Annotated in this window: 14 protein-coding genes; 4 read left to right on the top strand and 10 right to left on the bottom strand. The window is 32.4% G+C overall.

Going from position 1 to position 13094, the window contains the following annotated elements; translation table 11 throughout:
- Positions 1 to 72: 72 nt before the first annotated feature.
- From CD128_RS01785 to CD128_RS01800, 4 genes are all read right to left on the bottom strand, one after another.
- Complete coding sequence (locus tag CD128_RS01785) at positions 73 to 1314, bottom strand: ArgE/DapE family deacylase (protein WP_103328380.1); 1242 nt, start codon at positions 1312 to 1314, stop codon at positions 73 to 75.
- An 86-nt stretch (positions 1315 to 1400) separates the two neighbouring features.
- Positions 1401 to 2690 (bottom strand): arsenite efflux transporter membrane subunit ArsB, encoded by a 1290-nt coding sequence (gene arsB / locus CD128_RS01790; protein ID WP_103328422.1) that lies wholly within the window; start codon positions 2688 to 2690, stop codon positions 1401 to 1403.
- 267 nt (positions 2691 to 2957) lie between these two features.
- Positions 2958 to 3248, bottom strand: coding sequence for a type II toxin-antitoxin system RelE family toxin (locus CD128_RS01795; RefSeq protein WP_103328381.1), 291 nt, complete (start codon positions 3246 to 3248; stop codon positions 2958 to 2960).
- A gap of 3 nt (positions 3249 to 3251) precedes the next feature.
- On the bottom strand, positions 3252 to 3560 hold the full coding sequence (locus CD128_RS01800; protein ID WP_103328382.1) for a type II toxin-antitoxin system Phd/YefM family antitoxin: 309 nt from the start codon (positions 3558 to 3560) through the stop codon (positions 3252 to 3254).
- A 154-nt stretch (positions 3561 to 3714) separates the two neighbouring features.
- Here CD128_RS01800 and CD128_RS01805 point away from each other — a divergent pair, with 154 nt between their 5' ends.
- A complete protein-coding gene (locus CD128_RS01805; RefSeq protein ID WP_103328383.1) occupies positions 3715 to 5325 on the top strand; it encodes a MutS-related protein in 1611 nt (536 codons plus the stop codon).
- Positions 5326 to 5446: 121 nt separating this feature from the next.
- Here CD128_RS01805 and CD128_RS01810 read toward each other — a convergent pair whose 3' ends face one another.
- Positions 5447 to 6013, bottom strand: coding sequence for a DUF805 domain-containing protein (locus tag CD128_RS01810; RefSeq protein ID WP_103328384.1), 567 nt, complete (start codon positions 6011 to 6013; stop codon positions 5447 to 5449).
- A gap of 186 nt (positions 6014 to 6199) precedes the next feature.
- On the bottom strand, positions 6200 to 7063 hold the full coding sequence (locus CD128_RS01815; protein WP_103328385.1) for a hypothetical protein: 864 nt from the start codon (positions 7061 to 7063) through the stop codon (positions 6200 to 6202).
- A 159-nt stretch (positions 7064 to 7222) separates the two neighbouring features.
- On the opposite strand from CD128_RS01815, the gene CD128_RS01820 reads away from it, so the two are divergent.
- Positions 7223 to 7906 carry a M15 family metallopeptidase gene (locus CD128_RS01820; protein ID WP_103328386.1) on the top strand — a complete coding sequence of 228 codons (684 nt, stop codon included), beginning with the start codon at positions 7223 to 7225 and terminating at the stop codon, positions 7904 to 7906.
- Positions 7907 to 8019: 113 nt separating this feature from the next.
- Here CD128_RS01820 and CD128_RS01825 read toward each other — a convergent pair whose 3' ends face one another.
- From CD128_RS01825 to panB, 4 genes are all read right to left on the bottom strand, one after another.
- Positions 8020 to 8634: a hypothetical protein gene (locus tag CD128_RS01825; protein WP_103328387.1), complete on the bottom strand. Its 615-nt coding sequence runs from the start codon at positions 8632 to 8634 to the stop codon at positions 8020 to 8022.
- A gap of 183 nt (positions 8635 to 8817) precedes the next feature.
- Entirely contained in the window at positions 8818 to 9201 is a 384-nt protein-coding gene (gene panD, locus CD128_RS01830) for an aspartate 1-decarboxylase (protein WP_103328388.1), read from the bottom strand.
- A 3-nt stretch (positions 9202 to 9204) separates the two neighbouring features.
- On the bottom strand, positions 9205 to 10059 hold the full coding sequence (gene panC, locus CD128_RS01835) for a pantoate--beta-alanine ligase (RefSeq protein WP_103328389.1): 855 nt from the start codon (positions 10057 to 10059) through the stop codon (positions 9205 to 9207).
- Positions 10043 to 10870 carry a 3-methyl-2-oxobutanoate hydroxymethyltransferase gene (gene panB, locus CD128_RS01840; protein ID WP_103328390.1) on the bottom strand — a complete coding sequence of 276 codons (828 nt, stop codon included), beginning with the start codon at positions 10868 to 10870 and terminating at the stop codon, positions 10043 to 10045. The genes panC and panB overlap by 17 nt, the downstream gene beginning before the upstream one ends.
- 304 nt (positions 10871 to 11174) lie before the next feature.
- Here panB and CD128_RS01845 point away from each other — a divergent pair, with 304 nt between their 5' ends.
- Both CD128_RS01845 and CD128_RS01850 read left to right on the top strand, forming a co-directional pair.
- Positions 11175 to 12026, top strand: coding sequence for an oxidoreductase (locus CD128_RS01845; RefSeq protein ID WP_103328391.1), 852 nt, complete (start codon positions 11175 to 11177; stop codon positions 12024 to 12026).
- Between the two features lie 180 nt (positions 12027 to 12206).
- Complete coding sequence (locus CD128_RS01850; RefSeq protein ID WP_103328392.1) at positions 12207 to 13085, top strand: hypothetical protein; 879 nt, start codon at positions 12207 to 12209, stop codon at positions 13083 to 13085.
- Positions 13086 to 13094 lie beyond the last annotated feature (9 nt).

The following is a 13094-nucleotide window of genomic DNA, read 5'->3' on the forward strand; positions in this document are numbered from 1 at the left end:
TCTAATAAATAAGACGATAACACTTCTTCTAAAAGTGTTACCGCCTATAGAAATATATTTGAAATTTAAACTTTAGTCATGTTGTTTTAAATAAGTTGTAAGTAGTTCTGTATAATAGTCGATAAATTTGAAGTATTTCTCTTTTTCTACATGTTCGTTCACTTGATGAGGCACTGTGCCTGGACCAAACATTAAGAATGAGAAGTGTTCATCTTTACCTCTTAATAAGTTAGACGCATCTGTTACAGCAACAGTTGGAGATGCTACGATATCTTCATTAAAGACTTGCTTAGCGACTTGTTGACCAGTCTTGATTAAATCATTATCTCCAGTAGTTAAAACAGGATCTAAATCTAAATACATATTTTCTTCTAATTTACCGCCTTGTTTATTGATTTCTTCAAGGTATTTTTTAAATAATTCTTTTACTTTTTCATTATCGTATTCAGGCACCGTTCTAATATTAAACTCAGCAGTAGCTACATCTGGCACTGAGTTTACTTGGTTGCCTCCGTGAATAATCGTATTGCTGATGACTAATCCTGAAATGACACGTTTCACTTCATCTTCATCTAATTCACTATTTTGTTGTAATTGTGATTGAATACGTTCAATCAGATGAGTGAAATCTAGTTTTTCATATTTTAATTCTTTTGATAAACGCTCATATTCTTCATCTATATTTTGAATAAATTGAATTAATGGCTTAATCGCATTATGACCAATAACTGGCACTGAGCTATGCGCTGCACGTCCTTTAGATGTGATTCTAAAGTCTATTGATCCTTTGTGCGCATACACAAGGTTTTGCTCAGATGGCTCTGCAATTATCAATGCTTCGACATCATCCATATAACCTTTTTCATATAATTGAGCTGAACCTAATTGTTCCATTTCTTCGCCCGCAGTTGCCATAAATTTAATTGTACCTTTAGGTAAAGCGTCACTTTCTTTAATATCAATCATAGCGATAGCTAAGCCTAACAGACCTGCTTTCATATCTGATGTTCCACGTCCATATAACAAACCATCTTTTTCTGTAAGCTCAAATGGAGGATAATCCCAATCTTCAGGGTCACCTTCAGATACCACATCCATGTGACCTGAAATGCCTACTACTGGACTACCTTCCCCGATAGAAGCAATTAAATTTACACGATTTTCTTCAACTTCATCAATTTCTGCTTGAATGCCATGATCTTCAAATAATTTTTTTAAATAACGTGCGACTTCAATTTCGTTATCATTGACTGTATTCATTTCGACAATATCAGCTAACATTTGAATTTTTTCTTTTTCTGAAAATGTGCTCATGATTTCATTACCCCTTTTAAAATAAATACTATTTCAATTATAAATAAACTGTATCATGTTAAATCAGCTAAAGAAAATTATCTAGTTTAAAAGAGAATTAAAGTAATATATAAACCTAATAAAGTCATAAATAGTACAGGAATGGTAATAACGATACCTGTTTTAAAATAAATTCCCCAGGAAATTTTAACATCCTTTTGAGCTAACACGTGAAGCCATAGAAGTGTTGCTAAAGAACCAATTGGCGTAATTTTCGGACCTAAATCTGAACCAATCACATTCGCATACACCATACCTTCTTTAAGTAAACCTGTCACTTGTGATTGATGAATCGCAATCGCATCTATTAAAACAGTTGGTAGATTATTCATGATAGATGACAAGATGGCAGAAATAAAACCTACGCCCATAATACTTGTGAATAATCCATGTTCTGCTATATTTGAAAATATTTGTCCTAATACTGTCGTAATTCCTACATTTTTCAAACCGAAGACGACCAAATACATACCTAATGAAAAAATCACGATATTCCATGGCGCGCCTTTGATTACTTTTCCAATAGAAACAGCATGAGATTTACGAGCCAAGATTAAGAAAATAATCGCGATAGCTCCGGCAATGAATGACACAGGGATGTGAAGAAATTCGCTACTTAAATAACCAACAAGTAGTATTACTAAAACGACCCAAGAGATTCTAAAAAGCTTCTGGTCTTTAATTGCCTTGTGAGGGCTTTGAATAGACTGAGTGTCCACCCGCTTCGGAATAGACGTTCTAAAATAAAGCCACAACACAACGATACTTGCGACTAAAGAAAATAAGTTTGGAATAATCATGCGACTAAAATATTTAATAAATTCAATATTGAAATAATCTGCAGATACAATGTTCACTAAATTACTTACTGTAAAAGGTAACGACGTCGTATCAGCAATAAATCCACTGGCGATGATAAACGGGAAAATGACTTTCTTATTGAAGCCAAGATGACGCACCATCGCAAGGACAATTGGCGTTAAAATCAATGCCGCCCCATCATTCGCAAAGAAAGCTGCAACAACGGCACCAAGTAGCATAATGTAGACAAACATTCTAACGCCATTTCCTTTAGACGCACGCACCATATGTAAAGCAGCCCATTCAAAAAAGCCGATTTCATCGAGTATAAGAGAAATTAAGATGATTGCTACGAACGTCAATGTCGCATTCCAAACAATTCCTGTTACCTCTACAATATCCGACCAGCCTACAACGCCAGTAATAAGCGCCAACACTGCCCCTATAACAGCAGTAATAGCAATATCTAGACCTTTCGGCTGCCAAATTACAAAAATTAACGTTATGATAAAAATCGCAATAGCTAGAAAAGTCATCATAAGCATGCACCTAGCAACATGGTATTTTTATAATTCATTAAATTGAATATTGATAATAATTTTTTATCTGTCATATTAATCAAATCCTCCTATATCACAACTAAGCATATCACGATGAGAAACGATATTGCTAAGTTAGAAATAAAGTATGGCGTTATAAGTGAAAACTAAAAAATAATCACCAATTCCTTCTAATGAATTTGATGATTATCTAATCATTTTGAAATATCTAGTTTATATTGAAAAATTCGAAATCCGCTTTTATTAATTAATACGGTTTAAGCTATTATTATATACTTCACTTTTATTTCGTTTTCCAATCGCAATTATTTCAATTATTTCTATATCATTTACTGTTTCCCTAAAAACAATTCTTAATCCATCATTACGTTTTTTTAATTTTCTACATCCGCTCAATGGACCATGCAAGGGTTGACCACAATTCATACCATAAACCCTTATTTTATTAAGACCTATATCAACAATTTTTCTTTGATGACCATCCAACTTGATATATTCTTTAGCTGCTTTTTTGTGATATTTAAGTCTATACATTTATTAATCCCACTCATTAAAACTATTCAAGCTAGTGTTTACAATACTTTTACCTCTAACTTCTTCATCGGATAATCTTTCAGTATTATCATTTATACGTGTTAGGATTTTTAACTCTTCAATTTCTGTTTCATATTTTTCAATTGTTTCATTTAAAGTTTCAAATTGTTCTTGTGATAAGACGACACCTTCAACATTATTTCTATTAAAGATATAAACACCATTATCTTTTTCCTTCGCTTTATTAAATATACTTTTGGGGCTGTTCTTTAGTTCGGTGATAGATGCTGTAGGTACATTAAGAATATTCATAAGCGTCACTCCTAGATGTTAATTTTAAATAAAGATAACATAATACACTTTAAAAGTCACTTAAAAAACTCTAAAAAGTTAATTTATATTTTTGTTAATTACATCTTATTATGAAATAATTATATAAGTGAATTAAATAATTAAGGAGTTAATTATGAATATTTATCAGACTTATGCGCTTTTAGTATTAGGCATTATCATTTTAGGAATAATTGTTAACATTGTGATTTCAATTTCTGAGAAAAGAAAACTAATCTCTAAAATTCAATATTTATGGCAGAATAAACGTTCTTTAGAAACTTTTGTGCGTCCAAATTCTCGCTTTGATTATCAATTTAAACTCAGACGTGATACATATCCTGACCGCACTTTCATAGATGATAAAACGTGGTCAGACTTAAACCTTGAAGAAATATTTCATCGTAGCAACTTTAACTTCACCGCAATTGGTGAAATGAAGTGGTACGCCACTTTACGACATATGTTCCAAACAAATAATAAACAACTATTAGATCAATTTAATAATAATATCCAGTTTCGTAATAGCGTTTCATATCGATTAGCTCTAATTGGTAAAGTCGTCTATCCTATCTTTCCAGATCAACTTAAGCCAATTAAACGCAATAATTTATTTATGATATGCCCATTCCTACCTTTTTTAGGATTATTAATAATGTTATTTTCTCCATCGACTGGTGTCTTAATAACAATCTTTGCAGTTTTACTCAATATAGTGCTATCAGGCACCTTAAAACGAACTTATGACCAAGACTTAAAGTCATTATTCTATACAGCTAAGGTGCTTAAACAAGGATATTATCTTGACCAAATCGAAGGTACACCTGAAGTTAAAACCAACTTCAATCACTTTAAAGGCGCTCGTTTATTTAGTGGCCTCCTCGGCACAGTTGGCGACCAAGACATCGGTGGCGCTTTCGTCATGATGCTGAAGATGGCATTCATGGCAGATTACTTCCTCTTCCATACCATCCAACACACTTATTTTAGATATCAAGACGAAGTGCTAGCCTGCTATGACTACGTAAGCACCCTAGACAACCACTATTCGCTAGCCATGTACCGACGCACCCTAGACACCTACTGTGAGCCGACTGCCTTTTCAGAAAAAAAGAAGATAGAATTTACTAATTTAGTTCATCCTTTATTGGAAAATGCAGTTCCAAACGATCTCAACATCAACCACAATATTCTATTAACTGGTTCAAACGCATCAGGGAAATCAACATTTATGAAATCTGTAGCAATTAACCTTATACTCGCCCAATCTATCGAAACTGTGACAGCCGACAAGTTTAACTATCAACCCGGCTTAGTCTATACTTCCATGGCAAATGCCGATGACGTGCTATCAGGCGACAGCTACTTCATGGCCGAGCTTAAATCCATACGACGCTTGTTTGATGTTGAAACGAATATGCCGGTTTATTGTTTTATCGATGAAATCTTTAAAGGCACAAATACAACGGAGCGTATTGCCGCTTCCGAATCTGTACTTAGCTATTTAGATAAGGAGCTTGATTATAGAGTCATCGCAGCAACACATGACATTGAACTATCAGAGTTATTACAAGCTAAATATCATAATTATCATTTCAATGAATCTATTGAAAATAATGAAATCTACTTTGACTATAAGATTAAAGAAGGCAAAGCCAATACGCGTAATGCGATTGAGCTATTACGTATTACGCATTTCCCAAATGAAATTTATAAAAACGCGAAACAACAAGTTGCTAAATTATAGATTTACACATCAAATTTCACAATGTTTCATGTAAAACATTTTCTAGGAATTAATTAAATTACAATAAATAATGCCTACATAAGCCAATTACAAAATTAACTTATGTGGGCACTTTTAATATTTAAACTTCTTCATAGTGAGGTTTTAAATTTTTAAATTTAGGGCTTTCACCGTATTTATTTTTCTCAATTTTACTATTGAAACAAGTAATTACAAGTTGATAAATACCTAAAATAAATGTAATCAGACTAGCTCCTAGTGTGAATCCTAAACTCCATCCACTTTCAAGATTAGGATCATTAACATTAATAAATACTTGAATTATAAATACTATAATATTTAAAACTACGACGAGCACTGGTATAAACATTGTGCGATTCGTATCGTGGAAGCGTCTTGCTGTTAAAGCAAGCTGAGGGATTAGTATCACTAACGCATAAATAATTGTGTAAATTCCAGAACAGAGAATTAAAATAACTCCTGTAATCATGAAACCTTCTTCATGTGAGGCAAATGCTACCATACAGAAAATAAGACCTGTAATGTAAACAATTAAAGCAGGAATATAAAAAATTAAGTGCCATAATTGCATAAACCAATACTCACTACGTCTTGAACGCCCTTTAAAATTGAAATAATTCTTCCAAAATAGCTTAAAGGCTTGACCGAAACCTACTTTGGGGTTCATATTTAACCCTCCTTTATTCACCTTTTCTTTTATCTTATCATATGTAAAATTTATTAAAAGTGAATATAAATAAATAATCTTTTCAATATTATCCATGTATTTTTTTTTAATTTTACAGAAAGCATGTAGATAAAATAAGCTCAGAAAACTAATTAATCTTGTTTCTGAGCCTTAATACCTATTATTTTATTTTTCCTGTTTTATCACTTTACCATTAGGATCAAGTTTAGATATTTTCCCTTTTTTCATAACATATGTACCTAAGATTTCGCCATCTTTATTACGGTAATTAACTTTCCAATCACCTTTATCGCCTATTGGTTTAACATCATCCCATATGTAATTCGTTTTACTAACAGGAATATCTTCAAAATCAGAAATAAGCTGATATGCTTGAGTACGGAAATGTGTATTGACCACTCCAGATTTTTCTAAGTTTTTATCTGAAAGTGGGTTTTCTCCCTCTTCCTGATCTTTTGGCGGCGTATTTGAAATATGCATCTTACTTATTAGTTCAGGCAACGCTTTATTTCCTTTATTTTTTAGATAAACGTCTTTTAAATCTACCTCTTCGCCTTTAGATAGTAGCTCATTATAATCTTCTACATCTTTTTTCATGCGTCCTATAAAGATTTTATCTTTATTGACCCCAATTAACGCTTTAAAATTCCCTTTATCTGGATAAACCGTATAGAAATGCATACCTTCTGGAGCATTATTAATTGGATCTTTAACTTTAACCAACGTGAAATCAACTAATTTAAGAATCTTTTTACCTGTAGATAATCGATATTCATAAATTCCAGTTAAAATTTCATTTTTAGTTAATGTATATTGCTCAGCGTCTTCAACACAAAAGGCTAAGGCTAACTTTGCCTTTTCAGATAATTTAGCTGTATTAATCGTAGTTGTTTTGGCGTCACTTTTTTTAGATTGTTTATCCTTTTGTTCTGCATGTGATTTTTCTTTATCTTCCTTAGAAGAATCATTTGTACTACAAGCTGATAATAATATTAAAAGTGCACCGCTTAAAAATAAAAATTTCTTCATCCATTACTCCTTTAACGTTCACATTATTGAATAAACATATTATACTTTATTTATACAATAATTTTAACGTAAGTTAAATATAAATTTTGCTTTACCTACGCTTATTTGTATTAATAACGTCAGTATCTTTTATAAAAATAATTAGAAAGGGATGTTAAAGTGAAAAAGTTTTTCACAGCATTAGTATCTAGCGCGTTAATATTAACGGCTTGTTCTAATCATTCAAATAGCAAAGCTATGTCGGGAAATGACACTAAACAACAAAGCAATAAATCTAACGGGAATCAAAATGCACAAAAAAATCATAAAAGGGTTACAAAAAATGGATGTACATACATTGATAATATCTTAATTGTTAATAAAGAAATCAGTCTTCCTTCTAGTTTTAATCCAGGAGAAAAACCAGAATCTCAACAAGCATTACAAAAAATGTTTAACCAAGCACGTAAGGAAGGAATCAATTTATATAAAATTAGCGGTTTTAGAAATTATCAAACTCAAGTACAACTTTATAATCAATATGTTGCGCGAGATGGTAAAAAAGCAGCTGATAAATATAGCGCACGTCCTGGTCACTCAGAACACCAAACAGGTTTGACATATGATGTGGGAGCCGTGGGTTCAAATAAAAATTTATACGAAAGCTTCGGAGATACTAAAGAAGGTAAGTGGATTGCCAAGCATGCACATGAATATGGCTTTATAGTACGCTATCCGAAAGGAAAAGAAAAAGTTACTGGCTATCAATATGAACCGTGGCACTTACGTTATTTAGGTAAAGATACAGCTACTAAAGTGTATAAATCAGGTAAATCTTTAGAAGAATATTTAGGATTAAAATAGAAAATTATTTGTTGAATATAAAATAGCGCGTTACCACTATAATTAAAATAATTATAGTGGTAACGCGTATCTACATTTTATTTACGACAAATTTCATAACTTGTATATTGCTTTTATTGATTAGTATTTTTTTGAATGTATTCTCCAACTAACTTGCTTACTTTATTATATTGTTCAATTGAGACAGGTTGATCACTATATTCATAAACTGGGTCCCCTTGACGATAGACAAAATTGTTATAGTATTTAACTAATTCATTATAAGTTGCACTATCGATGTTTCCATTTTTAGGACGTAAAGGGCCATCTGGTGAGGGCGCACCACTATCTTGTTCGATGACTTCCCCCGTATATCTGTTAAGAATGATATAACTTTTTACTGAACTATTAATCCCAAATAATGGAGATTCTATAAATATTTGATTAGCATCACTTTTATCTTCTCTATACTTGAGACCACTCTTTTTAAAAAATGCACTATCTTCATTTTCCCAAGTTTCATAAGCAATTTGTTTAGCTTCTTCAATTGAAATAGGGTTTGATGTCTGATTATTATTTTGAGACGATTCATTTTGAGCGCCATTATTTTGACTATTATTTGTCTGTTGTTGAGTATTTTCACTATCATTACCATTACTTTTTTTCTTATCAAAATTAATATTAATATCACATGCTCCTAAAAATAATGATAATGATAACGGTACGACTAAAAACTTTTTAAAATGCAAAATAACCATCCTTAAAACATAAAATTCCAAATACAAATAGTTGTTTAAAACCTTTATATTTATTATTTCACTTTTTATATTAAGAATAAAGGGCATTTTAAAACATAAAAAATTCGAGAGAAAGATATTAACTCTCCCCCTCGAATTTCAAATACTTGTTTTTAAGACTACCGGCTCACTTATTTATTTAATAATTGTGCCTGCTTTTTCATGAATCATTTGAATAATTTCGTTCTTTTCATTCATAACAGCAACTTTAGGCGCATGGTCAATTAATTCACGTTCATCTAATTGAACGTATGTCATGATAATTACAACATCATCTACTTCGACTAATCGAGAAGCTGCGCCATTTAAACAAATCTTGCCACTACCTCTTTCACCTGCAATGACGTACGTTTCAAAACGTGCACCATTGTTATTGTTAACGATGGCCACCTTTTCATTGGGCAAAATATCAACCGCATCTAAGATATCTGCATCAATCGTAATACTTCCAACATAATTTAAATTAGATTCTGTGACACGCGCTCTATGAATCTTACTGTTCATCATTGTTCTAATCATAGCTTACTTTCCACTTCCTAAAATTATATTATCTATTAAACGTGCTTTTGAAAATTTAACAGCTAAAGAAATAAATATTTGTCCTTCAATTTCAGTAACAACTTCTAATTCTGGATAGCTATAAATCTCAACTTCATCAATATGACCACTTGTATTTTCAGCTAGATATGTTTTGATCGCACCGACTATATTATTACTACGACGTTCGCCTTCTTCATATAAAGACTTAGCCAATTTTAAACTTTTACTCAAATGAACAGCTTCTTGACGTTCACTTTCTGTTAAATATACATTTCGTGAACTTCGCGCCAAGCCATCTTCTTCACGTACAATATCAATGCCAATAATTTCAATTGGATGATTAAAATCTTCTACCATTTTTTCAATAATTGCGAGCTGTTGAGCATCTTTTTTTCCAAAATAAGCTTTATCCGGACGTACAATATTAAATAATTTATTTACAACCGTCACTACGCCATCAAAATGGCCAGGACGTTGTGCGCCTTCTAAGACTTCCGCTAGACGTCCCACCTTCAACGTCACACTTAATTCGTTTGGATACATTTCTTCAACTTCTGGATGGAACACGTAATCAACATTAATTGCTTTCACTAATGTTACATCTTGGTCAATTTGACGTGGATACGCATCGAAATCTTCATTAGGACCAAATTGTAAAGGATTCACAAATACACTAATGACAGTAACATCATTTTCTTCTACAGAACGACGCATCATGCTTAAATGTCCTTCATGCAACGCGCCCATCGTTGGTATAAACCCAATTGTTTTGCCAGAACGTTTCAACTCTTGCGTGATTTGTTGCATCTCTTTCACAGTCTTAATTACTTGTGTCATCACTATTTACCTCATCCAATATTTTCTTCTTATACGTATGTTCTTCTGCTGGGAAAAGGCCAGCTTTTACTTCTTCGTCATATTGCTTAATACCTTCAACACCTACTGAAAAATCAGCAAACTGTTTCACAAATTTAGCATAACGATCAACACCATAATTCAACATATCGTGATATACCAATACTTGGCCATCCGTATCTTTACCAGCACCAATACCGATCACCGGAATATCTAATTGTTGACTAATAAGGCCCGCTAAATCACTAGGAATCGCTTCAAGAACTAATGCTACGGCGCCAGCTTCTTGTACTGCATGTGCCTCTTGAATTAATTGTTCCGCAGCGTCTTTCGTTCCACCTTGTAAACGATAGCCCATTACCCCAACACTTTGAGGCATTAATCCTAAGTGTGCCACGATAGGAATACCTATTTGAGTAGCTTTTTTAATGAAACTTACTAAATGCACACCTTCTGCTTTTAACGCATTCGCATTCGTTGCTTGATATAAAGTAATCGCATTTTTCAAATCATGTTCATCACTTACACCCACCGCGCCAATAGGTAAATCTACGACGACAAACGTATCGTCTGCGCCACGTCGCACTGCTTTACCATGGTGAATCATATCATTTAATGTGACTTGAGTTGTGGTTTCATAGCCTAGCACTGTCATGCCAAGTGAGTCTCCAACTAATATCATATCTACACATGCTTCTTGTGCTTGTTTCGCACTGGGATAGTCATAGGCAGTAATCATCGAAATTTTCGTTTTATTTTGCTTCATTTCTACTAATTTCGCTAAATTTTTCATTTTTTCAAAATCTCCTATAGTATGAGTTCATTTATTATATAGCCTTATGCGTAATAATACTCTAAATTACTCTCAAAATTTAAACTTTCGTCATAAAAAGTTTCTTAAAAATAGCTAATATACTATTTCAACTAATTATTAAATAACATAGTGTTTATTATTTCAACACAAAAATTTATTTTCAATAAAAGTGTAAATTAAACATCTATATAATTACAGTACTTCGTTTATTAAAATAACCACATTTTTCTATAATAAAAATTGTATAATAATAAATATCTTTTTTAGGAAAGGAACGTCATCCATGAACATTGCGATTATCGGCGCTGGCGCAGTAGGAACAATCATTGCACACGAACTCAAGAAAACATTGCCAAACGTCACTCTTATTGGACGTACATCTAAACAAATGACCATTCAACCGGCTAATGAAATCATCCAAGTCCAAGATATTAAAGAAACAAATTCAACTTTCGACACTATCATCATTGCCGTGAAGACCCATCAACTTGACGCCTTGATTCCACAACTTCACCATCTTGCGCATAATGAAACAGTTTTTATTTTGGCTCAAAATGGCTACGGTCTACTCTCACATCTTCCTTTCAAACATACCTATCAAGCCGTGGTCTATATCAGTGGACAAAAGACAGGAGACGAAGTCACACATTTCCGCGACTATCGTCTACATCTACAACAAGATGCACACACTATAGAGCTAAAGAAAGTCCTAGATAACACAAAAATAGAGATCGTTTTAGAAGAGAATATTGAAGAAAAAATATGGTATAAATTGCTCGTCAATTTAGGTATTAATTCAATAACTGCACTAGGCAGAAAAACCGCGCAAATATTAAAAATTAACGAAGTAAATACTCTATGTAGAAAGTTATTAATAGAAGGAGCACAAGTGGCAAAAGCAGAAGGAATACAGTTTTCAGATACTATTGTCGAAGATATCATGAATATTTACGCAGGCTACCCTGATCATATGGGGACAAGTATGTATTACGACGTTATAGCAAACCAACCGCTTGAAGTAGAAGCGATTCAAGGATTCATCTATCGCCAAGCACGAAAACATCAACTCAACACGCCACATCTCGATACTATTTATGCACTTTTACTTTCACATCAATCACTTACGCAAACATAATAAAATAGTGGATAACTTGTGCATAAGCACTCATTATCCACTATTTCTATTTTTCCAAAAAATTTCATTCAATCGCCACAATTTTTTAATTTTAGAATTATACACATCACAAAAATAATATGGTACGATATAAATAATTTTTAAAGTAAGTTTACTTTCGATATAAAGGGGACAAAATTCTTGGATAAATCGAGTCGTATACTTAACCTACTCACATTACTTCTTAATGGTCGTATCGTTACACAAGATGATATACGTAACTTCACAGATGTAAGTAAAAAATCTATTCAACGTGATATTAATACGATTAATACTTTTTTCTATGAAAGTCCTTATTGGAATCATACTAATACGCGTGTGGTCTATAATCACAAACATAATGGCTATGAACTCAAACAAGACACTAGCTCTAAACATAGTTTAGGTATTTTAAGTTTATTAATTAAACTTCAAAGTTTAACGCCAATACTACATTATGATATTTATAAATATCTTTCGAGCTCTATCGCTTCACTCAAACTTTCAGATAAACACATGCTAATGACGATGTTAAATCAATTCAAAGTTCGACAAGAACTATTACCAGGTAAATTATTAATGGCACTTCAAAAAGCCATTGTTAATAAAAACTTAGTTCGTATTGAAGTGGAGAATCGAAAGTTCGTTATTAAACCACTTTCTATTTTATATATGCACTTCGATTATTGGTTTACTTATGAAGAAAAGCATAAGATTTATACTATATCGTTACGAGATATCCAATCATTTAAAGTACTCGAATCAAAATTTACCAAAGATTGTGCATCAAACCCTGTTTTATTCGAAATAGACAAACAAATTTGGAACCAATTCCAACAACAATTTTCAATCAAAGAAGTAGTCGAACACTATGACAAAAAATTACTAGTTTGGGTCAATTGCACAAGATACGATGCCTATTACATCGCTTACCAACTAGCACCATTAGCAAAAATGTTAGAACCGCAATCATATATCGATAGTTTCATCCAACGCTTAGATGAAATCAAACAAACCTATGAATGTAAGACAGAGATCTAATTATATAAA

Source organism: Staphylococcus croceilyticus (assembly GCF_002902575.1).
GTDB classification, from domain to species: domain Bacteria; phylum Bacillota; class Bacilli; order Staphylococcales; family Staphylococcaceae; genus Staphylococcus; species Staphylococcus croceilyticus.

Coding starts and splice junctions, on each gene's coding strand:
- CD128_RS01785 (WP_103328380.1), bottom strand. CDS start 1,314: ATGAGCACATTTTCAGAAAAAGAAAAAATTCAAATGTTAGCTGATATT.
- CD128_RS01795 (WP_103328381.1), bottom strand. CDS start 3,248: ATGTATAGACTTAAATATCACAAAAAAGCAGCTAAAGAATATATCAAG.
- panB (WP_103328390.1), bottom strand. CDS start 10,870: ATGAAAAATTTAGCGAAATTAGTAGAAATGAAGCAAAATAAAACGAAA.
- panD (WP_103328388.1), bottom strand. CDS start 9,201: ATGATTAGAACAATGATGAACAGTAAGATTCATAGAGCGCGTGTCACA.
- CD128_RS01810 (WP_103328384.1), bottom strand. CDS start 6,013: ATGAACCCCAAAGTAGGTTTCGGTCAAGCCTTTAAGCTATTTTGGAAG.
- arsB (WP_103328422.1), bottom strand. CDS start 2,690: ATGACTTTTCTAGCTATTGCGATTTTTATCATAACGTTAATTTTTGTA.
- CD128_RS01845 (WP_103328391.1), top strand. CDS start 11,175: ATGAACATTGCGATTATCGGCGCTGGCGCAGTAGGAACAATCATTGCA.
- CD128_RS01815 (WP_103328385.1), bottom strand. CDS start 7,063: ATGAAGAAATTTTTATTTTTAAGCGGTGCACTTTTAATATTATTATCA.
- CD128_RS01800 (WP_103328382.1), bottom strand. CDS start 3,560: ATGAATATTCTTAATGTACCTACAGCATCTATCACCGAACTAAAGAAC.
- CD128_RS01805 (WP_103328383.1), top strand. CDS start 3,715: ATGAATATTTATCAGACTTATGCGCTTTTAGTATTAGGCATTATCATT.
- panC (WP_103328389.1), bottom strand. CDS start 10,059: ATGACACAAGTAATTAAGACTGTGAAAGAGATGCAACAAATCACGCAA.